22 protein-coding genes are annotated in these 23008 nt (G+C 62.3%); 9 read left to right on the forward strand and 13 right to left on the reverse strand.

Annotated elements, in window-relative coordinates:
* Positions 1–76 precede the first annotated feature (76 nt).
* Genes ABIA96_RS32620 through ABIA96_RS32630 form a run of 3 tightly spaced genes read left to right on the forward strand, consistent with a single transcriptional unit; the run spans position 77 to position 3261 of the window.
* Positions 77–1765 (forward strand): aspartate:alanine exchanger family transporter, encoded by a 1689-nt coding sequence (locus ABIA96_RS32620; RefSeq protein WP_354141020.1) that lies wholly within the window; start codon positions 77–79, stop codon positions 1763–1765.
* 12 nt (positions 1766–1777) lie between these two features.
* Entirely contained in the window at positions 1778–2665 is an 888-nt protein-coding gene (locus ABIA96_RS32625) for an alpha/beta hydrolase family protein (RefSeq protein ID WP_354141021.1), read from the forward strand.
* A 23-nt stretch (positions 2666–2688) separates the two neighbouring features.
* Positions 2689–3261, forward strand: a complete 573-nt coding sequence (locus ABIA96_RS32630; protein WP_354141022.1) for an invasion associated locus B family protein — start codon at positions 2689–2691, stop codon at positions 3259–3261.
* Positions 3262–3305: 44 nt separating this feature from the next.
* Here ABIA96_RS32630 and ABIA96_RS32635 read toward each other — a convergent pair whose 3' ends face one another.
* A complete protein-coding gene (locus ABIA96_RS32635; protein ID WP_354141023.1) occupies positions 3306–3929 on the reverse strand; it encodes a response regulator transcription factor in 624 nt (207 codons plus the stop codon).
* 300 nt (positions 3930–4229) lie between these two features.
* On the opposite strand from ABIA96_RS32635, the gene ABIA96_RS32640 reads away from it, so the two are divergent.
* Positions 4230–4913 carry a helix-turn-helix domain-containing protein gene (locus tag ABIA96_RS32640; RefSeq protein ID WP_354141060.1) on the forward strand — a complete coding sequence of 228 codons (684 nt, stop codon included), beginning with the start codon at positions 4230–4232 and terminating at the stop codon, positions 4911–4913.
* A gap of 196 nt (positions 4914–5109) precedes the next feature.
* Here the strand turns inward: ABIA96_RS32640 and ABIA96_RS32645 are convergent, their stop codons facing one another.
* Together ABIA96_RS32645 and ABIA96_RS32650 are read right to left on the reverse strand one after the other, a co-directional pair.
* Positions 5110–5562 carry a potassium channel family protein gene (locus ABIA96_RS32645; RefSeq protein ID WP_354141024.1) on the reverse strand — a complete coding sequence of 151 codons (453 nt, stop codon included), beginning with the start codon at positions 5560–5562 and terminating at the stop codon, positions 5110–5112.
* Positions 5563–5571: 9 nt separating this feature from the next.
* The gene (locus ABIA96_RS32650; RefSeq protein ID WP_354141025.1) at positions 5572–6693 is read right to left on the reverse strand and encodes an AI-2E family transporter; all 1122 of its coding nucleotides are present in this window, start codon (positions 6691–6693) and stop codon (positions 5572–5574) included.
* 364 nt (positions 6694–7057) lie between these two features.
* On the opposite strand from ABIA96_RS32650, the gene ABIA96_RS32655 reads away from it, so the two are divergent.
* On the forward strand, positions 7058–8656 hold the full coding sequence (locus tag ABIA96_RS32655; RefSeq protein ID WP_354141026.1) for a sensor histidine kinase: 1599 nt from the start codon (positions 7058–7060) through the stop codon (positions 8654–8656).
* Positions 8657–8768: 112 nt separating this feature from the next.
* Here ABIA96_RS32655 and ABIA96_RS32660 read toward each other — a convergent pair whose 3' ends face one another.
* From ABIA96_RS32660 to ABIA96_RS32690, 7 genes are all read right to left on the reverse strand, one after another.
* Positions 8769–10505: an FAD-dependent oxidoreductase gene (locus ABIA96_RS32660; protein ID WP_354141027.1), complete on the reverse strand. Its 1737-nt coding sequence runs from the start codon at positions 10503–10505 to the stop codon at positions 8769–8771.
* A 15-nt stretch (positions 10506–10520) separates the two neighbouring features.
* Positions 10521–11339: a sugar phosphate isomerase/epimerase family protein gene (locus tag ABIA96_RS32665; protein ID WP_354141028.1), complete on the reverse strand. Its 819-nt coding sequence runs from the start codon at positions 11337–11339 to the stop codon at positions 10521–10523.
* Positions 11339–11995 (reverse strand): hypothetical protein, encoded by a 657-nt coding sequence (locus tag ABIA96_RS32670; protein WP_354141029.1) that lies wholly within the window; start codon positions 11993–11995, stop codon positions 11339–11341. The genes ABIA96_RS32665 and ABIA96_RS32670 overlap by 1 nt, the downstream gene beginning before the upstream one ends.
* Before the next feature lie 17 nt (positions 11996–12012).
* Positions 12013–12507 carry a type II 3-dehydroquinate dehydratase gene (locus ABIA96_RS32675; protein ID WP_354141030.1) on the reverse strand — a complete coding sequence of 165 codons (495 nt, stop codon included), beginning with the start codon at positions 12505–12507 and terminating at the stop codon, positions 12013–12015.
* 27 nt (positions 12508–12534) lie between these two features.
* A complete protein-coding gene (locus ABIA96_RS32680; protein ID WP_354141031.1) occupies positions 12535–13815 on the reverse strand; it encodes a TRAP transporter large permease in 1281 nt (426 codons plus the stop codon).
* A 55-nt stretch (positions 13816–13870) separates the two neighbouring features.
* The gene (locus tag ABIA96_RS32685) at positions 13871–14380 is read right to left on the reverse strand and encodes a TRAP transporter small permease (protein ID WP_283043917.1); all 510 of its coding nucleotides are present in this window, start codon (positions 14378–14380) and stop codon (positions 13871–13873) included.
* A gap of 73 nt (positions 14381–14453) precedes the next feature.
* Positions 14454–15473, reverse strand: coding sequence for a TRAP transporter substrate-binding protein (locus tag ABIA96_RS32690; RefSeq protein ID WP_354141032.1), 1020 nt, complete (start codon positions 15471–15473; stop codon positions 14454–14456).
* A 225-nt stretch (positions 15474–15698) separates the two neighbouring features.
* On the opposite strand from ABIA96_RS32690, the gene ABIA96_RS32695 reads away from it, so the two are divergent.
* Genes ABIA96_RS32695 through ABIA96_RS32705 form a run of 3 tightly spaced genes read left to right on the forward strand, consistent with a single transcriptional unit; the run spans position 15699 to position 18454 of the window.
* Positions 15699–16358, forward strand: a complete 660-nt coding sequence (locus tag ABIA96_RS32695) for a GntR family transcriptional regulator (protein ID WP_354141033.1) — start codon at positions 15699–15701, stop codon at positions 16356–16358.
* A gap of 51 nt (positions 16359–16409) precedes the next feature.
* Positions 16410–17582, forward strand: a complete 1173-nt coding sequence (locus ABIA96_RS32700) for a M24 family metallopeptidase (protein ID WP_354141034.1) — start codon at positions 16410–16412, stop codon at positions 17580–17582.
* The gene (locus ABIA96_RS32705; protein WP_354141035.1) at positions 17579–18454 is read left to right on the forward strand and encodes an SMP-30/gluconolactonase/LRE family protein; all 876 of its coding nucleotides are present in this window, start codon (positions 17579–17581) and stop codon (positions 18452–18454) included. The genes ABIA96_RS32700 and ABIA96_RS32705 overlap by 4 nt, the downstream gene beginning before the upstream one ends.
* Here ABIA96_RS32705 and ABIA96_RS32710 read toward each other — a convergent pair.
* Positions 18451–19266 (reverse strand): hypothetical protein, encoded by an 816-nt coding sequence (locus ABIA96_RS32710; protein ID WP_354141036.1) that lies wholly within the window; start codon positions 19264–19266, stop codon positions 18451–18453. The genes ABIA96_RS32705 and ABIA96_RS32710 overlap by 4 nt on opposite strands.
* Positions 19267–19466: 200 nt before the next feature.
* Here ABIA96_RS32710 and ABIA96_RS32715 point away from each other — a divergent pair, with 200 nt between their 5' ends.
* A complete protein-coding gene (locus ABIA96_RS32715; RefSeq protein ID WP_354141037.1) occupies positions 19467–20039 on the forward strand; it encodes a helix-turn-helix domain-containing protein in 573 nt (190 codons plus the stop codon).
* Between the two features lie 134 nt (positions 20040–20173).
* Here the strand turns inward: ABIA96_RS32715 and ABIA96_RS32720 are convergent, their stop codons facing one another.
* Both ABIA96_RS32720 and ABIA96_RS32725 read right to left on the reverse strand, forming a co-directional pair.
* Positions 20174–21616, reverse strand: coding sequence for a DASS family sodium-coupled anion symporter (locus ABIA96_RS32720; RefSeq protein ID WP_354141038.1), 1443 nt, complete (start codon positions 21614–21616; stop codon positions 20174–20176).
* 105 nt (positions 21617–21721) lie between these two features.
* Positions 21722–22960 (reverse strand): sensor domain-containing diguanylate cyclase, encoded by a 1239-nt coding sequence (locus ABIA96_RS32725; protein ID WP_354141039.1) that lies wholly within the window; start codon positions 22958–22960, stop codon positions 21722–21724.
* Positions 22961–23008: the final 48 nt, after the last annotated feature.

The following is a 23008-nucleotide window of genomic DNA, read 5'->3' on the forward strand; positions in this document are numbered from 1 at the left end:
AGGCTTGATCTGGATCAAGCAATCTGCGGCCCTCCCGGATCAAATTTGCCGCAACGCGCGCGGGGGACATGCGACCATGGAGACCGTCAGGTGGATCATCATGACCGCACCGGAAATCTTCCTGCTGCTGGCGATTGCCATCGGCACGATCCTGGGCCGGATCAAGATCGGCGGCTTCTCGATCGGCACCACCGCCTGCATCCTCATCGTCGCCGTATTGATCGGTCAACTCGGCAGCTTTTCCTTCCCGCCGATCCTTCGGACGATCATGTTCAGCCTCTTCGTCTTCACCATCGGTTATCGATCGGGCCCGGAGTTCTTCGCCTCCTTGAGCATGCGGACCCTGGCGCAGGTCGTGCTGGCGCTGGTGATCGGCGGGACTGGCATCGTGCTCGTGCTGATCTTCGCCTACGCGTTCAAGCTTGATACCGGCACGGCGGCTGGCCTCACCGCCGGCGCGCTGACCCAGTCCTCGGTGATCGGCACCGCATCGGGCGCGCTGGCACAGCTTGACCTGCCTGCCGATGTATTGAAGCACCAGGAGGCCAATATCGCCGCCGGCTACGCTGTCACTTACGTGCTCGGCTACATCCTGACGCTGCTGTTCGTTCCGTTTATCGCGCCGCGCCTGATGCGGGTCGATCTCAAGACGGAGGCCGCCAAGCTGGAGGCGGAGCTTGCCGGGGGCGCCCCGGCGAGGACGGACAACCTGTCCTATCGCAAGTTCCAGGCCCGCGCCTATCGCGTTTCGGCGGCTGCCGGCCGCACGATCGAGGCCATCGAGACGGAGATAGGCCAGCGCACGGTCATCGAGCGGATCGTCCGCGGCGATGCCGACGTCGCGCCACATCGGGACGTCGTGCTCGAAAATGGCGACGATATCGTCCTGACCGGGCCAACCGCGGCCATCGTCGTGGCAAAGCCCGTCATCGGCGCGGAAATCGATGCTAACGAGCTCTTGCACAGCCTTCCCGGCAACGTGATCGACGTGCTCGTGGAGAACCGCAAGCTGCACGGCCGCTCGATCCGGAAAGTCGCCGACATCGTCGGCGATAACGCGCGCGGCGTCTTCCTGCGGACGCTGACCCGGATGGGCCGGGAGGTTCCCCTTGGTCCCGATACGCGCGTCTATATCGGCGACATCATGACGCTGGTCGGCAGCACGGGCAATATCGCGCGGGCGACGACGCAAGTCGGCCACGCGCTGAACGCGAGCGACCGGACCGATATCGCCTTCCTGGCAGTCGGCATCGCCGCTGGTCTCCTGGCCGGCCTTGCCAGCGTCAAGATCGGAGCAGTCGCGCTGACGCTCGGTGGCGGCGGTGGCGCGCTGATTGCAGGCCTCGTTTGTGGCTGGCTGCGGTCGCGCAGGCCGACCATGGGCGCGCTGCCACCGGCGGCACAGCAGATGCTGAGCGATCTCGGGCTTGGCGGCTTCATCGCAGCCATAGGCCTCGGCAATGGCCTCGCCGCCTGGTCGGCGATCCAGGCCCATGGCCTTCTGCTGATCGGCATGGGGATCGTCGTTACCCTTGTCCCGCTGGCCGTCGGAACGCTCGTCGTTTACCATCTGCTGCGCATGAATCCTGTCGTGACTTGCGGCGCGCTGGCCGGCGCCATGACCGTCGATGCAGCCGTCACCGGCGCTTGCGACGTCGCCGAGAGCCAGACGCCGGTGCTCGGTGTCGCCGTACCCTATGCGGTCGGCAACGTCGTGCTGACGGTGCTCGGTCCGATCGTCGTGGCGGCTACGTCCACGGGCTGAAGGAAAATCGCAATGGATCGGCGCCTGCCTGCCATCCTCCGGTCTGTCGCGACCGCACTCCTCGCGCTTCTCATCTGCGCCACGTCGGCCCGCGCCGAAGATGAGGTCAGCATCCAGGAGGAGATCTGGGCCCTTCCACTGCCGCTGCCCATGTTCGCCTATCTGGTCCGCCCGGTCGGCGACGGTCCCTTCCCGCTGGTGATCATGAACCACGGCGTCTCGCTCAACCCAACCGATCGCAGCTTCTTTCCGCTGGTCGAATTTCGCGACGCAGCAAAGTGGTTCGCCAAGCGCGGTTATCTTGTGGTGGCGCCGGTCGGCAGCGGCTATGGCGCCATGGCGATCGACATCCCCGAACGCGGCATCTATGGCCCGTTCTTCTCCAAGATCGGCAAATGCACCAACCCCAACTTCCACGATGCGGGCTTAGCGGTCGCACAGACTGATCTCTGGATCATCGACTATCTGGCCGCCGAAAAGCGCGTCATTCCAAGGGATGTGATCGTGGTCGGCCAATCTGCGGGCGGCTGGGCGGCCATCGCACTATCGAGCGTAAACCCGGCGCCAGTGAAGGCCATCATCACCTTCGCCGCCGGCCGCGGCGGCCGCGTCGGCGGCAAGCCCAACAACAATTGTGCGCCGGACAAGCTGGTCGAGGCGACCGCCGATTTCGGCCGTACCTCGCGCGTGCCGATGCTGTGGATCTACATCGAGAACGACACCTTCTTCGGCCCCGATCTGTCGAAGCGCATGCATGCCGCCTTCACCGCCGCCGGCGGGCGGGCCGAGTATCATCTGATGCCGTCATTCGGCAACGAGGGCCACTTTTTCATTGGTTCCCCGGACGCGATTCCGCTCTGGTCGCCCCTGGTGAGAAAATTTCTCGATACGCTAAAATAGAGCCCGGCTCCGGAGACGCGAGCATGCAAGACGCCCGTCACTATCTCGCAGCCCTTGCTGTCGCCGCCATCGCCGCGACCGCGGCATTGCCCGGTCTCGCCGCACAGTCCGATAAGCCTGCCGAAGTCGCGACACGAGGTCAGCGCGAGGCTAAAGACATCACCTATGGCGACTGGCAAAAGCTCTGCTTCAAGGCCGGTGGCGCGCCGATGCTGTGCCGGACCTCGATCACCGGTAGATTCCCGACCGGGCAGATGGCGGTGCGCGTGGACCTGATCGAGCGCGAGGGCAGTCCGACGGCGCGGCTGCAACTCTTCGTGCCGGTCGGCATGTATCTGCAACAACCGGCCAAGCTGACTGTCGACCAGGGCAGTCCTGTTCGTATTCCCTATATCTGGTGCCTGACCAACGCCTGCATCGCCGCCGACGTCGCATTGGCGCAGACCATCAAGCAGATGGAGTCCGGAAAGACGCTGACGCTCGAGACCGTTGACTCAAATCTGCTGGCGCTGATGACATCGATACCGCTGGCCCAGTTTGCGTCGGCTCAAAAGGCCGCCCCGGCCAAGACGCTGGAGCAATATGTGGATGAATGAGCCGACCTCGGGTCGCTCGACCAAGGCGCCATGTCGTGCAGCGGCTAGTGGCTGTTCGGATCAAGCATTCCAAGCCGTTCCGCGATCGAAACGAGCTCCGCGAGCGAATGGACCTGCATCTTCTCCATCACCTGATGGCGGTGCGCTTTTATCGTGCGTTCAGTCGTCCCGAGCTCATGGGCGATCTGCTTGTTGATCTTGCCGCGCACGACGAGATCGAACACCTGCCGTTCGCGCTGGGTCAGCGTTGTGATGCAAGCGCGGAATGCATCGAGCCTGTTGCGTTGATCACGCGCGGCATTCTGTCGCGCCAGTGCGCGTTCGATCGCATCCAGCAAGTGCTCGGAGGATACCGGCTTGGTCAGGAAATCCTCCGCCCCGGCCTTGATCGCCCGCACAGTGGTCGGTGTATCGGCATGACCCGTCAGGAATATGATTGGAAGTGTCGAGCCGGACACGGCCAGGAGGCTCTGCAGATCCGGACCGCTCAACCCCGGGATCTGAACATCGAGCAGGATGCATCCCTGTTGGGTGTTGTCCGGCGCCGCATCCAGCAGATCCTCGGATGAGGCGTAAGTCGCGACATCATATCCTGCAAGCTTCAAACGGCGTTCGATCGCCGTTCGAAATGAGGCGTCATCGTCGACCACGTGAACAAGGCCAGGCACCGCTCACCTCTCAAAATCGAACACACGTCAATTCTGCAAATCAGGGTAGCGCTACTGCCCAATGTGACCAAAAAGCAAACCATGTGCTTCGCAATAGGGTGCGCCGAACTCTTTTCTCAGTTCTCAATTTGTGCAGCAAACGCATGCTCTGTCCTTTGGTACAGTGGCCCTTGGGACAATGGATTGAAATACAGCATTGGTCGTAAATCAACCTCGGCGGGAGCGGGACGGCGTAGCGCATTTCCTCCAATGAATTTCTGTCTGACCGACCAATTCGGCGATGAGCCTGAGGAGTTGGCCATGTTCGTTCGCACCACTACGGATTCCGCATTGCGTCCCAATTCCCTCCGAGACCTTGGCATGGCCAGCGATTCAAATCCGCTCGTCAGTTTAAGCGAATTCTCCTATAAAAAAGGCAGTGAAATTTACGGCGAAAAAGAGCCCGCCGAATATGTCTATCAGGTCAAGTCTGGTGCAGTGCGAAGCTACAAGCTGCTGTCGGACGGCCGCAGGCAGATCGGCGCCTTTCATCTGGCCGGCGACATCTTTGGCCTGGAGAACGGTGGAGAGCATCGCTTCACCGCAGAAGCGATCGTCGATACTCATGTGCGCCTCGTCAAGAGGCAGAGCCTTGAAATCGTGGCCGAGAGCGACGCCATGGTCGCGAAGAACCTGCTCAGCATGACCACGAACAATCTCCATCATGCGGAAGACCACATGCTGCTGCTCGGCCGCAAGACCTCGCTGGAGCGGGTCGCAGCCTTCCTGCTTGAGATGGACAAGCGCTTGACGGCTGCTGGCGTCATGGCGCTGCCGATGTCCCGGCGCGATATCGCCGACTATCTCGGACTTACGCTCGAGACGGTCTCCCGCGCTCTGTCGCGGCTGCATGAGCTCGGCATTCTCGGCTTCATCGGCAATACCCAGCGTCAGATCGTGCTGCGCGACCGGGACAAGCTCGCCGGCCTCGATTTGCAGCCCTGATCCGGCCGGAGCCGGCATTGCGCATCCACGTCAGCCGGATCTGCTGCACCACAGCAAGGTGCGGACGTGGGGAGGCTGGCACAATTTGCACATCACAGCGGCTGCGCCCGGTGATACCGTCGGTCCATGTCGAACGAGATCGCATTTCGGATCGCCGTCGTCGTCTTCGGCGCGCTGCCAGTCGCGTTCACGGCTGTTATCCTCTTCCTGGGATGACGTCGTCTTTGATCAATCCGACGTGGTCGAGCGTCTTGCGCAGGACCTCGAACAGTATCGCGGCCGACCAGCCGAACAGCAGCACACCGTTCATGGCTGTCAACGGCCCGATGAGCCGCCATTCGCGGACCGGCGTGATGTCCCCATAGCCGAGCGTCGTGTAGTTGACGAAGGCGAAATAGAGCAGATCGCTGCCGGGCGCCGCGACCTGGACGATGTGATACGTCCAGGCCCACACCAGGACTTCCAGTGCGTGTGCAACCATCAGTACCGCCGCGGTCGCAACCATCACGCCCATCAGTTGCAATCTCGGTCGTCTGGCCCTTCGATGGCCAGCACTGCGGGCGATCGCGACGGCGACGACAGTAACAAGCGCGTGGCCCCCGATATTGATCGTGCTCACCAGCGCGCCGATCGTCAACTGCAACATCATGAGACTCACTCAAAGGTGCTGTGAGGTGGCATCGATCGTGGGGTTGGCACTCTTGCCCAAGTCGGCCGGCGCAGCGCGCTCGATGCGGATCCAGGCGGCCGCGAGCTCCCAGGCAACAGCCCGGATGATCGGCCCGATGAAGAGGCCAATGATGCCATGCGCCAGCGTTCCGCCGATCACCCCGATCAGGATCACGAGCGTCGGCGTGGTCAACCCGCGTCCCATCACCAGCGGCTTCAAGATATTGTCGAGGACGCCCACGATGACGAAGAATATCGTCAGCGGCAGCGCCGTCATCACGTCCTTGTCGATCCAGATCCAGATGACAACGGGAATGAGCACGATGGCGGCGCCGAGCTGCACGATCGAAAGCAGGAGAACGACGACGGCAAGCAGACCCGCGCTCGGAATCGCGGCGAGCTTGAAGCCGATGCCGGCGAACAGCGCCTGAATGATCGCAACGCCGATCACGCCTTGCGACACCGCGCGGATGGTCGCACCGGAGAGCTCGAGAAAATGCTCGCTCTGCTCCGGCACGATGCGGAACAGGAAGCCGCGGATCGCGGCGGCCAGTTGCGGCCCGTACGGAAACAGGATTCCAGCGACCAGCACGGACAGCAGGAACTGGAGCGTGCCGATGCCGGCACTGCCCGCGAAGGACAGCATGATCCCGGCGAGCGGTTTCAGATATGGAGTCACCTCGCGCAGCACCGCGCGAACATTGGTATAGGCCAGATTCCACAAATCGTAGAGCTGCGGGCCGATCAAGGGCCAACTCTTGACCTGCTCCGGCGCAGCCTGAAGCGCGAGATCGCCGGCGCTGATCTGGCCTGCGATGCTGCTGATCCCCTCGACGGCGCTGAGGCCCAGCCACGCCGCCGGACCGATGACGATGCCGAGCATGACCAATGTCAGAATGGTGGCCGCAGCGCGCGGACTGCCGCCGAGCAGTTTGGCGAGCCAGCCGAAGGCCGGATAAAACGACACCGCCAGCACGGCGCTCCAGGTCAGAATTGGTATGAACGGCCTGATGATCAGGAAAGTCCATACGATCAGCAGCGCCAGCAATCCGAGCCGGAGCACAAGGTGAACGACGACGTCGGTAGATAGCAACTGGCGAAATCTCTTCAAGGACGGCTGCCTGCATGACGGCGGTCGGAGCCCGCTTGCAGAACTTGGCCGCCCGCCCGGGATGATTGGCTTGATCTGGATCAAGCCGCGGCCGGAGTTACGAACTCCCGGACGATACTCCCTCCAACACATTGTCTTGAGAACGCAGGGTTTTTCGACGTTGGTGTTAGCTGCGGTTGCAATCCACGATTTGGTCTCGAAATGCTGCGCTGCGCCAGTCGCCTATGCGCGTCTCGATAAACTCCCGCCGCGAAAGCGGAAGCCGCCGGGCTTGATTGATTGTCCGTTCGTGAGCCCCGAGCAGACATTTAGCCAAATGCCAAGCATTCGATATGCTGCTAACATTGGTACGGACGGGGCCACAATGCTGAACGCTGACACTCGCCAGTTTACGCTCGCTGCAGAACGCGACCCTCCGATGGTGGTGGCTTTGATGCCTTATACCCCACGACACCGAGCGGTGGCTCTTGGTGTCGTGGCCAGCATGCTGGCAGTTTCAGCGCTTCTTGCTCCCTTCGTTAACCTGCAAATTGGCAGAATAGACAGCTTTCTTCCGGTCGTTCAGACGGTCATGAGCGTGGCAGATCTGCTGACGGCGACCCTCTTACTCGCTCAATATTCGGTGCAGCCGCACCGCGCGTTGCTGGCCGTAGCGAGCGGATACATCTTCGCTGGCTCGTTTGCCTTTATACAAACGTTGAGCTTTCCGGGTAGCTATGCCCCCAACGGGCTCATAGGTGACGTCTACAACACACCCGCCTGGCTTTTCGTACTCTGGTACACCACATTTCCCTTGAGCATCCTCTCATATGCGCTGCTCAAGGATAAGGGAAAGATATCGCGGGGATCGACGACAGCGGATATCGCTATCACGCTGATATTTGCATTGGGGATGATGGGTCTGTTGTCGTGGCTGGTGATAACACAGGTCGAATACCTGCCGAAGTTTTTCACGACAGGCCTCATGCTGCAGACGTCGCTCAGCAACCAATTCAACATCGGCCTCACACTATTGGGTTGTTTCGTACTACTGGTGCTTTTCGCCAGCCGACGCACGGTGCTCGATCTGTGGCTGATGGTCACGTTGTTTGCAGCGGTCCCTAACTTTCTAGTAGCGGCATACGCGGGCTCGGCTCGATTTTCCGTAGGCTGGTATACCGCTCGCGGATTTGCCTTGATCGCAAGTTGTATGCTGCTGTCTGTATTGGTCACAGAAATGACCGTACTCTATTCGCGGCTGGCCAACGCCCTGGTGATGCAGCGACGCGAGCGTGCCAATCGCTTCGCAAGCATAGATGCAGCTACTGCGGCGATTGCGCATGAAATCAGGTCACCCTTGGGATCAATCACGTTGAACGCGGAAACCGCTCAGCAGGAGCTTGTTGCAAAACCTCTCCGGCTCGATGAGGTACGTTCCATTCTCGAGGATATTGGACGAGCCAGCTCTAGAATAAATGAGACAATCACAAGCGTTCGCGAGCTATTCAAGGGTACAACGGATCAACCGTCCATGGTCAGCGTCGAGGACGTCGCACAGCAGGTGCTACGGCTGTTGCAGCACGAACTGCAGTTCAACGAGGTGCTCGTCGAGACGGCGTTTGGGACCGAAGTGCCCTTCGTAAATGCCGATCCGGTACAGTTACAACAGGTCATTCTAAACTTGCTCAAAAACGCCATCGAGGCGATGGCTTCCACTCCCCGCAACGGCCGCCGATTGAACATTAGCACGCGGATCGAGCGAAATGGGTTCGTTCTCTTGTCCATCCAGGATAGTGGCACCGGAATTGTCCCGCAGGACCGTGACCGCATCTTTGAGGCTTTCGTTACGACAAAGCCGGCGGGCATGGGATTAGGATTGGCGATCTGCCGCAGGATCATCGAGAGGTATGAAGGCCGCTTGGATCTTGGCAAATCGGGCGCTCAGGGTTCAACGTTTGAGATTGCACTGCCGTTTGTAGGATAGGCCGGAAAGCAGCGTGGTGAGCTTCTTGGTTTCCTCCGGGCCCTCGTCGGCCATGGCCGACGACTCTTGTTCTTCACTTGTGGACCAGATTGGACGAGTACGGCCTTGAGCGCTAATGCCGTATCGGAATGATTTGAGAACAAAACGGTATCTCAGCGCGAAAGTCGCATCCTGCGGCGTCCATCGCGGCGCACCAGCCGAAGACGATGGCGGGACCGATCATCGTACCGGGACCTGGATAGGTGCCGCGGAAGATCGACGATGCGTCGGTTCCGACTGCGTACAGCCCGGACAAACTCTTCCCGTTGCCACACAAGACCCGGCCGCATGAATCAGTGCGCAAGCCGGCGCTGCTCGCAAGGTCTGACGGCCATACGGCGACGGCGAAATAAGGTCCCGGGCCGATCCGCCGCAGACAAGGGTTCGGCTTGTTCGCGGGATCGCCATTGAACCGATTCAGCTCGCTGGAGCCTCTGCCGAAGTCTTCGTCGACACCTGTTTCCGCAAAACCGTTGTATCTCGCGATTGTTTGCGCAAGCTGGTCGGCATCCACGCCGATCTGGCGGGCCAACGCCTCGATGGTTTCGCCTTCCATCAGATATCCGGCCTCAAGGAAGCCGCTCAAAATCCTGGTCGCGGGGTGAACCAGCCCGAGGCCAAATTCCCTGATGAAGCTGCGATCGCAGATCAAGAAGGCCGGTGTAGTTGACGCTGCCAACATCGCTGCGACGAAGTCGTGGTAGGAATCGGCCTCATTGACGAAGCGGCGTCCCGATTTGTCCACGGCCAGCAGTCCCGGCTTGGCCCGATCGAGCATGATATGCGGGAAGACCGAGACATGGCCGTCAGCCTGCGCCATCACCGAGCTCGGCATCCACAAGGCGGGGCTTTCGAGGTCGCGCTCGATGACGGCGTTGACGCGCTCGGCCGCCAAAATGCCGTCTCCGGTATTCGATGACGGCGCGAGCGAAAAGCGCCGTGCGTCGTCCGGAAACAATCGCTCGCGAAGCTCGCGGCTCCATCCGATGCCGCCTGTCGCCAGCACCACGCCCTTGCGGGCACGTATGGCTACCTCTCCGCTCGGAGACGACAGGACGGCACCGACGATGTCGTCGCCTTCGCAGATGATCTCGCGAAGTGCAGTCTCAAATCGCAAGTGGACGCCGGCGCGACGGACGCTGTCGAACAGTCTGGCGACCAGCGCATTGCCCATGATCAGGTGCGTTCCGCGCTTGTGGCTAATGCGATCCAGCGCATGCCGCGTGAGAAGGCCGATGACGTGCTTGAAGCCTGTCCAGCTGTGGAAGGGCGCCAGCAAAGGCGGAATGTCCGCCTTCCCGACCATCATGCCGCCGAGAACCGTGAACTCCCGGCGTGGCGGCCTGACGCGGGCAAAGTCGTTACCGAGCTTGCGACCATCGAACGGAAGCGCCCCAAGGGCCCGCCCCCCGATGGCCGCGCCGGGCAGGTTCTTGTAATCGGGGTGGACCGGCGGTGCAGCGAACTGCACGCTCGTCTTCTGCTCAAGATAATCGAGAACGATCGGGCCAACTTTCAGGAATGTGTCCAGACGTTTGTCCGTCGCGTGCGCGCCGAGCATCGCGGCGAGATAGATGCGCGCGGCTTCGACCGTGTCAGGCATGCCAACGCGCTGTCCTTGCCGGTTGCCCGGAATCCAGACGGTCCCGGCGGAGGTTGCGGTCGTGCCGCCCACCATGTCCGACTTTTCGCAAAGGATGACATCGAGCCCTTCGAGGGCACCGACCAACGCGGCCGTCATTCCGGCCGCACCTGCGCCTAAGACCAGCAGATCGGTCTCGACGTCAAAGGAGCGATCGCCTTGTGGCATCCGGAGCGCCCTCCCTCATGAATTCCCGCGCGCCCTCTCGACCACGGCCTTGCCCGCCCCGAGCGCCCGGCGCGCCCGCGTTTCGGCATCAACGGTCTTCGCCAGTTGAACGGTCGGAACCTCGATGCTGATGGTGAGGTGGTCCGGCATCGCCCTCGTCAGTCCAATCAGATCGATGCCGCCCTCGCCCGGAAACATGCGCTCCTCGCGCGCGGCAAGGATGATCTGCTCCGTCGTCGCCGGACGCTCGGCGGGGCCGTCGCAGAGTTGCCAGTAGTGAAGCCGCTGTGCCGGGACGGTGCGAAGATCCGCAAGCGTGCTCTGCGATCGATCGAAATGCAACGCATCGACCAGAACGCCGGCAGCGGGATGATCGATGTCGCCGACGATCCGCATCGCGGTCTTGAGGTCCGGAACACTGGTCCAGGGCATGAATTCGAGATCGGACGTCAGTCCATACGTTGCAGCCGCTTCGCAAAACTGCCGGTAGCGATCGGAAAACCGGACCAGATCCGGATCGTAGGCGGCAACGAGGATGTGCCTGGCGCCGAGGCGCGCGCCCGCCTCGAAGAACGACGTGAAGGACGCGACGTCCGTCTCGGGCCTGAACGCAACGACCTCGAGATCGGCGACGGTCACGCCCGTCCCCTGCAACCGCGCCAGCGTCTCCCGCAGCAGCGGTGCTTCGTCCATCAGGCGATAGGCAATTCCGCCCGGCGTTGCCGGCAGCAACCTCAGCCCAACCTTCTCGTAGCCGCAGCGGGCCGCTAGCTCGATCATCTCGGGCGGCGCAAGCTCGAGCACGGTCAGGGCGGCGAGCGAGAAATTGGCCATCAGCCATAATCCGCGATGCGGGCGTCGAGTGCAAACATGGCTTGATAGATTTCCGGCTCGCTTGCTCGGCCCAGGACGTCGGGGGCGATCGTGCGCGCCTGCTGCAAAGCGGCCTGCAAGGAGGCCACATCGAGCGCCTCGATCAGCAGAAGGCCTGCGAAAAAGCCCTCGTCCTTGCGCATACCCTTTTCAGCTGTTGGCACCGATGTCCGCGCTTCGTCGGTTGCTCCGATCTGTGCGGCCGCGATCCCGTCGCACGCAACCAGCGCCTCCGCCAATTCCTGCGGATTGCCAGGCAGCTGCTCGATGCGCAGCGCTGTGATCGTCGCCCCCTCGCCGCGCCCTGCCCACGCCACCGTGGTGCCCCCGCCCCGCACGAAATTGCCGAGCTTTGGCATGATGCGCTGCGACCACGGCGTCGGCGCGTTGAGGCGTGCCAGATAGGCTTCGCCATCGAGGACCTCGGGTGTCTCCAGTTCGTACAGGATGAAGATGCGATTGACGTCCTCCCGCGTCGCGCGGAAGACGCGCGATGCCAGAAACCCCCTGGTGGTGACGCGCTCGGTGGTGTGCTCGCGCGTCAGCCAGTGCCGGTAATCGGTCAGATCCTGCGCCGTGACGTCGCTCCAGATGGCGAGAAATCCCGATCCGCGCATCCCGCTTCTCCTTTAGCTTAGGCCTGGCTCGTCGCTGCGAGCCCGTGAAGAGCCGGCGGGATCGTTACAGGCAATTGTCCGAGCCGCTGAACGGCGGCCAGCATCGCGGCGAGATAGCCGTATGGGCCGAGGCCGCAAATCACGGCCGTGCAGGCGCTCGACGTGATCGAGTGGCGGTGAATCTCGTCGCGCGCATGGATGTTCGAGATATGCAGCTCGATCTTCACACCCTCAAAAATCTTCAGCGCATCGATCAGCGCGATCGACGTGAAGGAATAGGCGGCCGGGTTGATGATAATCGCGTCCGCGTTGCCATGAGCGGACTGGATCAGGCTGACGAGCTCGCCCTCCATGTTGGACTGATGGAACGAGATCGACACGCCGATCTGCTTGGCCAGCGCCTGGCAGCTCGCCTCGATCTCCGTCAGCGTCGTCCGGCCGTAGATATGCGGCTCCCGGATGCCGAGGAAATTGAGATTGGGCCCATTGAGGATCATGATTTTAGCGGCCATTGTCCTGCTCCTTCGTTTTCGATGCGACTAGCCGCCGAACCATTTTGCCGGGATCGTCACCAGTCCCGGGAAGAATACCATCGCGAACAGGACGATCAGTTGCGCGATCATGAACGGCCAGACGCCCTTGATGATATCCTCCATGCTGATCTTGGAGACGCCACAGACGACGTTGAGCACGATGCCGACTGGCGGCGTGATCAGGCCGATGGAGTTGTTGATGATGAAGAGTACGCCGAAATAGACGGGGTCGATATGCGCCGCCTTGATGATCGGCATCAGGATCGGCGTCAGGATCAGGATGGTCGGCGTCATGTCGAGTGCCGTTCCCACGACCACCACCACGGCCATGATTGCGAGCATCAGGATGGTGTTGTTCCCCATGAAAGGCTTCAGGAGATCGACGACCTGGGCGGAGATTTCGGCCACCGTGATCAGCCAGGACGACACCAAAGCCGCGGCGACGAGGAACATGACGACGCTGGTCGTCACGGCCGACGACACCATGACCGCGTAAACCTCCGACCATTTCAGCTCGCGATAGATACAGGTCGCGACGAACAGCGAATAGACGGCGACGACGACGCCGGCCTCGGTCGGCGTGAAGATGCCGAAACGCAGGCCGACGATGATGATCCCGGGCAGCATCAGCGCCCAGAAACCGTCGGTGATCGCGTGCAGGATTTCGCGCAGCGAGGCGCGCGGCGGCGGCGTCAGGTTTTCCTTGCGCACGACCCAGTACCAGGCGGCGCAGAGGCCAATTCCAAGAAGGAGACCGGGAACGATGCCGGCCAGAAACAGTTTTGAGATCGAGACGTTGGCGGCGACGCCGAAGATTACGAAGCCGATGCTGGGCGGGATGACGGGACCGATGACGCCGCCGGCGGCGACGAGACCCGCTGCGTAGGTCTTCTTGTGACCCGCTGCCACCATCATCGGCACCAGCAGCGCGGCGAGCGCGGCGGCGTCGGCCGCAGCGGATCCTGACAGCGACGACAGGATACAGGCCGCCATGATCGTGACATAGCCCAAGCCGCCGCGGAAATGCCCGACTGCAACGAGCGCGACATTGACGATGCGTTTCGCCAGACCGCCCTTGTTCATGACCTCGCCGGCGAGCATGAAGAAGGGAATGGCCATCAGCGGGAAGCTGTCCGCGCCGTTGATGACGTTCTGCGCCACGATCTGGGAGTCGAACATGTCGATCGTGCTCATCAGGGCAACGCCGCAGATGAGGAGCGCAAACGCGATCGGCATGCCCAGCGCCATGGCGCCGAGCAGCGAGAAGGTGAAAACGGCGATCGTCATGACATGATCCGGGTGGCGCGAAGGGAATGAACGGGCGCGAAGATGATGAAGGACATCATTGCTCCTCCGATTCCCTGACGGCCACCATGTCCTCCTCGCTCGCCTGCCCGCTGATCACGCGGTACAGGTCGTAGAGAAGGATGATTGCGGTCGACGCGCCGAAGATCACGCCGACCGCGTAGAAGATGCCCATCGAAAGACCGGTGGCCGGCGCGCGGTCGTCGAGGTTGATGATGGTCTGCCGCCAGCTGCCCGAGAGCAGCAGCCAGTCGGCAAACAGCATCAGGCAGTAATTGAGCACAAAGCAGATGCGCTTGCCGGAAGCCGGCAGTTTCCGAATCAGGGTGTCGACGCCAAGATGGGCATGCTCGCGCATCGCGACGATCGCACCGAGGAAGGTCAGCCAGACCAGCAGCCAGCGCGACAGCTCCTCGGAAATCGTGATTCCGGAATTGAAGCCGTAACGCAGGACCACATTGCCGAAGACGAGGACCACCATGACCGCGAGACACGCCGCAATGACAGCCTTCAGGAAGGTGCAGTAGAGGTCGAGAGCGCGCGCCATGCGTGATGTCCAAGCCAAAGAGGGCGTGAGCCGGCTTTGGCCGGCCCAGCCGCCTGCGTGATGAAGAGGTCGGCTACTTCACGTCCTTGTGGATGCGTTCGACTTCGTCGTTGAAGAGCTTGACCGTCTCGGGACGAAAGCTGGCTGAAATCTTGTCCGCGACCGGCTGCGACGTCTTGCGCATGCGCTCGGTCTCCTCGGGGGCGATCGCGTTGTATTGCATGCCCTTGGCCTGCAATTCCGCGAGCGCCTTTTCGGTCTGCGCGCGGGTCTGCTCCTTCTGATAGCCGCGGCTCTCTTCATAGGCTTCGTGCATCAGGCGCTGCTCGGTCGGCGACAGCTTGTCCCAGAACGCCTTGCTCACCAGAATGATGTTCAGGGTGAAGGTGTGATTGGTGGCGGAGACATATTTCTGCACTTCGTAGAATTTGTTCGAGAGAATGACCGTGTAGGGATTCTCCTCGCCGTCGACGGTGCGGGTCTCCAGCGCCGAATACAGTTCGCCGAAGGCCATCGGGACCGGATTGGCTTTGAAGGCGCCGAAGGTCTCGAGATAAACCGGGTTCGGAATCACGCGAAGCTTGAGGCCGCTGAAATCCTCGAGCTTGGTGATGGGACGGGTGCTGTTGGTGACGTTGCGGAAGCCGAGGCCCCAATAGCCGAGACCAATCAGCCCCTTCGACGGCAGCGTATCCAGCATTGCCTTGCCGAATTTGCCGGTCGCGAGCGCGTCGGCCTGTTCGGTCGTGTTGAACAGGAACGGGAAATCGATAAGCCCGAACTCCGGGATGACCGTCGCGAGCGAGGTCGTCGATGCCGACAGCATCTCCTGGGTGCCGCCGCGTAGCGCGGATTGCTGCTGCAACTCGTTGCCGAGCTGTGAAGCCGCGAACTCGCGGACCTTCATTTTGCCCCCGCTCTTCGCCAACAGGATCTCGGCGAATTTCTGCACGCCAAGGCTGACGGGGTGATCGGTGTTGTTCAGGTGTCCCCACCTGATCGTCCGCTCCTGAATGTCATCAGCGGCGGATGCGCCGACCGTCAGCGCCATGCAGATCGCCGTCGCAGACAGCGCCCGTACCCACAAGCTCATCGTTTCCTCACTGTTCCCTTGGGGCACCGGCGGCTTAAGCGCTTATTTTCCGTACCCTCAGCTAATTTACACATCATACATATATTCTAGCGTCAACCGACAATCACAAGTTCATATGATATTTCTTTACATATCTGACGTCGTTGATCTGCTATAGTGCTGGCAACATTGATGGTTCGCCTGCCCCACGGCGGACGGCGGTGCGGACAGGCGGGATCAGAAGGCATGACGGCACTTGAGGAACGGCCTTTGTCGGCGGGCGATAGCGGCTATCAGCGCATCCGGTCCGACATCATTTTCGGCGTGCTGACGCCCTCCGGGCGTCTCAGGCTCGATGCCATGAAGGAAGACTACGGCGTCAGCATCTCGACACTGCGTGAGATCCTCAATCGCCTGACGTCAGAGGGGTTCGTAGTGGCCGAAGGCCAGCGCGGATTCGAGGTGGCGCCGATCTCGATCCAGAACCTGCGCGAGCTCGCTGATCTCCGCATTCTGCTCGAGCACCACGCGATGGCCGAGTCGTTCCGCGCCGGCGACGTCGAGTGGGAAGGCCGCGTGGTCTCGGCGCATCACAAGCTGGCGGCGACCGAGCGCACCGTCCTCAGGGACGGCGACGATCCCGAGTTGCGCAAGCGCTACGACGGTGAATTCCACCAGGCGCTGATTTCGAGTTGCGGGTCGCGCGAGCTCATGCACACCCACGCGATCGTGTTCGACAAATACTTCCGCTATGCGCTGCGCTATCGGGGCACCGAGACAATCAACCAGCACAAGGCTCTGCTGGAATGCGCACTGAAGCGCGACATCAAGAGCGCGAGGGGCGTCCTCAGCGAGCACATCAACGGCTGCGTCGCGCACGCTTTGTCCTCCTGGAAGGACGCCTGATCGCCCTCGCCTTGCCAGCAAGATCAAATCGTCGACGCAGAAGAACTATCGATGCACGCCAACATTCCATTCTCCACGGTCAGGCTTGACGGCTTGCTCGATGATTTCGGCATCGACGTCCTGATCGTGACGTCGAAGCACAACATCCAGTACCTTCTCGGCGGGTACTATCATTTTCAGTTCGCGTACATGGAAGCGATCGGCATCAGCCGGTATCTGCCGATCCTCGTTTACGTGAAGGGCGAGCTCGACAAGTCGGTCTATATCGCCAACCGGAACGAGCGCGACAGCGTTCAGAACCGAACCAGCGCCGGCTATTGGATGCCGCTGGTTGTGTTCGGATCGTCCACCTCGGTCGAGGCGATGACGCTCGCTCTCAAGCACGTCAAATCCGTCGCGACGCCCGCACTTCGCGTCGGCGCCGAGATGTCATTCCTGCCGGCCGATGCGGCGGATGTGCTGCGCAAGGAGCTACCCGATTGCCGGCTCGTCGAGGCGATGCGGCCGCTGGAGAAACTGCGGTCGATCAAGACCATGGCCGAACTGAAAATCCTTCGCGAGGCGTCCGAGCGTGTGGTCGCGTCCATGATGGATGCCGTCAGCCGAACCCGTCCCGGACAGAGCAAGCGCGAGATCGTCGAGCACCTGCGCCACGCCGAACTGGCGCGCGACATGATCTTCGAATACGCGCTGGTGACAATGGGAACGAGCCTCAACAGGGCACCTTCCGAGCAGCGCCTTGAGCCCGGCGATATCGTCTCGCTGGACTCAGGCGGAAACTACAGGGGCTATATCGGCGATCTCTGCCGGATGGCAGTCCACGGGACGCCGGACGGCGAACTTGTCGATCTGCTCGACGAGATCGACCTGATCCAGCAGGCAGCCCGCGGGCCGATACGTGCCAGTCTCACAGGCAGCGAAATCTACGCCGCCGCGACCGAAGCGATTGCGCGGTCCCCTCACGGCAAGCAGATGCATTTCGTCGCCCACGGCATGGGCATCGTCAGCCACGAAGCGCCGCGTCTGACCGCGAGCGGACCCGTCCCTTACCCCGCCGACGACGCCAACGCGCCTCTGGAGGCCGGCATGGTCATCTCGATTGAGACGACGCTGCCGCACCCGCGACGAGGCTTCATCAAGCTCGAAGACACCATCGCCGTGACCCCGGACGGATATCAGGTGTTCGGAGACGGCGCGCGCGGCTGGAACCGGATTCCGGCATGACCGTGAATCCAATTTCCCCTGGCAAGGTCGAGACCGCGGTCGCCAGCGCGGATATTCTCGGCGAGACCCCTTTGTGGTGCGACCGGTCCCACAAGCTCTGGTGGGTCGACATTGACGGCAGGCTGCATCAATCCTTCGATCCGGCCACGGGCGCGCATCACGTCACCTCCTATGATTGCCAATTCCTCGGCAGCCAGGCCTTGACGGCAGACGGTTCGCATCTGCTCGCGCAGGACCTCGCGCTTCACCATCGCCAGACCGTCATCGAAGTCGAGCGCGGCCTCGACAACCGCCTCAATGACGGCCGCGTCGACGCGCGTGGCCGCCTGTGGATCGGCACCATGGACAACCAGCTGCATCGTCCGAATGGCGCGCTGTATCGCGTGACCGGAGACGGACAGGTGGCGCGCATCTTCGACGACGTCATCGTGACCAACGGGATTGCGTTCTCGCCTGATAGTCGCACGCTCTATTTCACGGACACGCGGCGATACTGCACCTGGGCGTTCGACTTCGATCTCGACGATGGCGCGGTCCGAAACCGACGCCTGTTTGCGGATTACAGCGCCTCGCAGCAGAGACCCGACGGCGCCTGCGTTGATGTTGCCGGCGGGCTGTGGACGGCGTTCTTTTCAGGCGGCCGGGTGGTGCGTTATCGACCAGACGGAACGATCGACACGGTCATTCCGCTGCCTGTGACCAATCCAACGTGCCTGTGCTTCGGAGGCAGCGATCTCAAGACGCTGTTTGTGACGACGGCCAGAAAATTCCTGGGGCCGCAACAGCTCGGCGTCGAGGCTCAGGCTGGTCATCTCCTTGCCATTCACGGCGTCGCACAGGGACTGCCGGAACACCGCTTCCTGATCGGTTAGCGCAGCGGCAGAAGCTCCAGCTGGCTCTGCGCCTTCTTGATCGCTGCCGCAAACCAGCTCTGGCTTGGCGCCTCCTTGACGAAGCATTTTGTGTAGGCCTCCATGGCCTGGTCTTCCTTGGCCATGGAATCCTGCGGGACCTTCCTGGCGATCATCTGCTTCCAGGTCTTTTCGCAAGCCGGGATTTCGGCGGTCTTCACGGCCTCGGTTGCAGCGAGGAAGAACACCTTGTCGCCCTCGATCGCGACCACGTCGATCTCGTCCGGCGGCCCCTTGAGGTCGCCATTGCCGCGCACGCCGAGCACCGCCACCGCGGCACTCGCGGATGCAGGCCTGGTGATCGGCAGCTCCGCATATTTGGCGAAGGCTGAGTCCTGGATCGCCTGATAGTAGAAGCGATCCGACCGGAACGCCGCATCGATCGCCTGCGGCATGCCGTCCTTGCTGTGTTCGCGCAGCCAGTGCTTGAGCAGCGATGTCGTGGTCACCACGGCCTGCTGCTTGTCGCCTTCGGTGGCGAAGGCGAGCCCGTCGAGATGGCCGAAGCCGCTGTCGCCTTTGAACAGCGTGTCGGCGTTCGACTTGCCGTCGGCCGGCAACCCCTTGATCGTGACCGGGCCCACCAGGCCACGCAGCACTCCGGTCAGCTCGTCGAGCGCAGCATCGTGCTGCTTGAATGTCTCGTCGCTCTCCTTGGCCTTGGAGAATTTGGCGATGTAGCGGTCGCGCAGATCGAGATAGTGCTGCTCGGGAGAGGCCGCATGTGCTGGCGTGGCGAATGCGAGCAGGCAGAGCAAGGCAAGCGATCTCATTGGGGTGTCCGGAAGGCGAAGGGCGATCTCCAATCTTGGTGGCGTCGCCCGGCTGGAAGGTTCATTCCTGGCGGCCCGCCCTGCTCCACCGAGAACGAATCCTTCACCATGGCTTGCGGGTTCGATTGAGCGCAGCAAGCCCGAGAGGTAAAATCGGCTGCAGATTTTTCAGCGGTGCCGGGCATCCGGGGGCGACGTCCATGAGCGAATTGCGCGCTGCGACCAGGCAGTCCACGGCGAGAACCGGGATCATCGAGTTTGATGGCGCCCGAGGCGCCGTGAGTATCCCCTGTACCATCGCGGACGTGTCCGGGACCGGCGCACGGCTGAAGCTCGACTGGTCGCTGTCGTTTCCGAAAGAAGCCACGCTGGTCTTTGCCGATGGCTTGCGTAAGGCCTGCCGCGTGGCGTGGCAGAAGCGGCGGCTGCTGGGCGTCGCGTTTGCCGATGGCGTCGCAAGCGCGGACGAGCAGGCCCTGATGATGACCGAGGAAGAGCAGGCGTTGCACAGGCGCCATATCGGCGCGCAGGTCAGAGGCGCGCGCGAGGCGCGTGGCTACACCGAGGCCCAGATTGCGAACCTCGTCGGCGTCTCGCCCGAGTTTGTCGCACATGCCGAAAGCGGTGAGATCAGCATCCCGCTCCACCAGCTCACCCACATGGCGGATCTGTTTCTCGTCGATCTCGACAGTCTGGTTGCCGGCCCGGCGTCGGCTGGATTGCCGCCGGCTGAGCCAGATGCAGACGCCCCTGCCGAGGCTCTCCTCGGCTAGCTCTTGTAGCAGCACGTGCCGCTGCCGGCGCCGGAGCGGCCGATCACGCCGGTGATCGGAGTTGGGCGAAGTTTTCCCAATCCCCCGCTCTGGAAGAAGATTCGTCTGCCGGGGATATCCACCTGCGGCAGGGCTCACCGAACCATTGCTAGCCAGGGCATCACGATCACCAGCAGCCCGGCGAAATAGAGCCCACCGAAGATCAGGCCAAAGCCCCAGAATTGCCCCTTCCCGATATAGCCGCTGCCGTAATACATCGGCGCCGGCCCCGTTGCGTAAGGCGAGATCACGCCCATCAGGCCGAGCGAATACATGCAGAGCATCGCAAGCGTCGTGACCGGCAGACCGGGAATGCCGGAGCCGACCGCGAGCACGACCGGCAGTACGGCTGCCGCATGCGAGGTGATGCTCGAGAAGAAATAGTGGATCCAGAAGAACAGCGCGACCAGCAGGATCATCGCGGTCGATGGCGAGAGCCCCGAAAGCGGTTTGGCGAATTCATTGGCGAACCATTTGATGAAGCCGATCTCGTTCAGTCCCGAAGCCAGCGTCAACAGCGAGGTAAAATAGAAGAACACCTCCCAGGCGCTCTTCTCGGCGACGATGTCGGCAAACTCGATCACGCCCGTGACCAGCATCAGCGAGATGACGATGAAGACGACGGTGGTGGCATTGACGAAGTTCGAACCAAGCAAGGGCACGTGGATGTCCGGGCTCGAGCCCGCGATCCACAGGAACATCGCCAGAATGATCAGCGCCAGCATGATCCACTCGTCGCGCGACATCGGGCCCATCTCCGCGAGCTCGTTCGCGGCCCAATCGGAGATTTCCGGGCTGCGCTTCACCTCAGGCCTGCAGATCGCGTAGCTGAGCAGCGGCACCAGGATCATCAGGAGAATGCCGAGCGGCGCGAAGCCGATGAACCACTGGCCCCAGCTGACATCGACGCCGACCGTCTTCTTGGCGATCGCCAGCGCCGCCGCGTTCGGCGCCAGCGCCGTGAAGAACAGCGAGCTCGTGATCGCGGTCGCCGCGAACGCGGTCCACATCACGTAGGTGCCGATTCTGCCGGCGGTCGGTCCGGGCTCGGATCCGTAGATGCGCGGGATGTTGCTGATGATGGGATAGACGATGCCGCCGCTGCGCGCGGTGTTGGACGGCGTCGCCGGCGCGAGCAGGAAGTCGGACATCGCGACGGCATAGCCGAGCCCGAGTGTGTTGGTACCAAGACGCCGCACCAGCACCAGCGCGATGCGCCGGCCGAGCTGGCTCTTGCGGTAGCCGATCGAGAACACGAAGGCGCCGACAATCAGCCACACCGTGCTCTCGGCAAAGCCTGCCAGCATCCAGCGCAGCGATTTGTTGGGATCGGCATCGATATAGCCGCCGACGCCGGCAACCGTGAGCCCGATCAGGCCGACCGCTCCGACCGGCATCGATTCCAGGATCAGCCCGGTGATGACGGCCGCGAACACGGCGAAATAGTGCCACTGATTGGCGTTGAGACCCGCCGGCACCGGCCACAGATAGATCGCCAGCCACACCACGAGCGGTGCGATCAACTTCCAGCGATGCATTATCGGTCCCTCCCGCGGCGCGTGCGGGATGGTTGACCGAGCCGCTGCCGCCAAAACCTGTTACGGCACAGATCGGCGGGCGATTCAATGCCTGCGGGAATCCGTCTAGCCGTCCGTCCCCGTCTTCGCGAGCGGCGCCATCAGGGCGCGGCGGTCGGATTCGACGACGCGGTTACGGCCCTGCCCCTTGGCCTGGTACAGCGCAGCGTCGGCGGCCGCGACCAGCATGTCGCCCTTCGGCACATGCAGTGGCGTCACGGCGAGGCCGATCGACGCCGTGATGTTGCGCAGCGGCGCGCCGTTGGGGATGTCGACATGCATGGCCCTGACAGCATCGAGCACGGCATTGGCGCGGGCGAGCGCGGCATCGATATCGGCGCCGGGCATCAGCACCAAAAACTCTTCGCCGCCGAAGCGGCCGACGATATCGGTCCTGCGGATGGTCTTTTCCAGCACCGCGCCGAGCTCGCGAAGCACGGCGTCGCCGGACTCGTGGCCAAAGGTGTCGTTGATCTTCTTGAAGTGGTCGACGTCGATGATCAGCAGCGCCATCGTCTCGCCGGTGCGCATCGCACGGCCGGATTCGCGTGCCAGCGCGTCCTCGAGGAAGCGGCGGTTGTAGAGCCCGGTGAGCTGGTCGCGGATGGCCTGGCTACGCAATTGCTCGCGAAGCTGAAGGTTGGCGAGCGCCAGCGATATCTGCTCGGCGAGCATGGTGGCGAGCTGATCGGTGCCGTCGGTGAACGATGCGCCGCTGCTCTCACGATAGAGCACGCCGAGCAGCGTGTTCTGCGCAACCAGCGGCTCGCAGACATAGGTGCCCACACCGGCCTCGCAGCAGGCATGGCCGCAGACAAGACCCTGGCTCGCTTCAGAGACGGGGAACTTGGTGCCGCGGCGCAACGCCCAGCAATCCTCCAGCGCGAAGGCTTGGGACGTCGAGGCCATCTCGCCCCAGCGGGGTCCACGCATGACGCCATCGCGGGCATCGTTCATCAGGTACAGCGCGCCCGCTTCGTCCGGAAACAGGAATCCGGCATAGGTCTCGACCGCAGCGAAGATTTCTTCAGGCTTCTGGCAGGACTGCAGCAGACCAGAGAGTTCGGTCAGCAGCGCGATTTCCTTGGTGCGGATCTCGGCCGCCTTGAGCGACGACGTCAGCCGGGCGTTGGTATCCTGCAATTGCCTGGCGTGCTCGGCGCGTTCGGCCTCGAGCGCCCTAAGCTTGCTGAATAGCCGACGAGAGCGCAGCCAGATGCCGGCGATCAGCGCGATCAGCAGCGCAATGACGGTGCCACAGGCGAGTGCCAGATCAGGCACGACGTGCGTGTCGGCGGCGAGCATGTCCGCAATCCCTTAACCACGAGCGCCCACCCTTGGGCAGAAACTTGC

Source organism: Bradyrhizobium sp. LB11.1, from assembly GCF_040549385.1.
Taxonomy (GTDB): Bacteria; Pseudomonadota; Alphaproteobacteria; order Rhizobiales; family Xanthobacteraceae; genus Bradyrhizobium.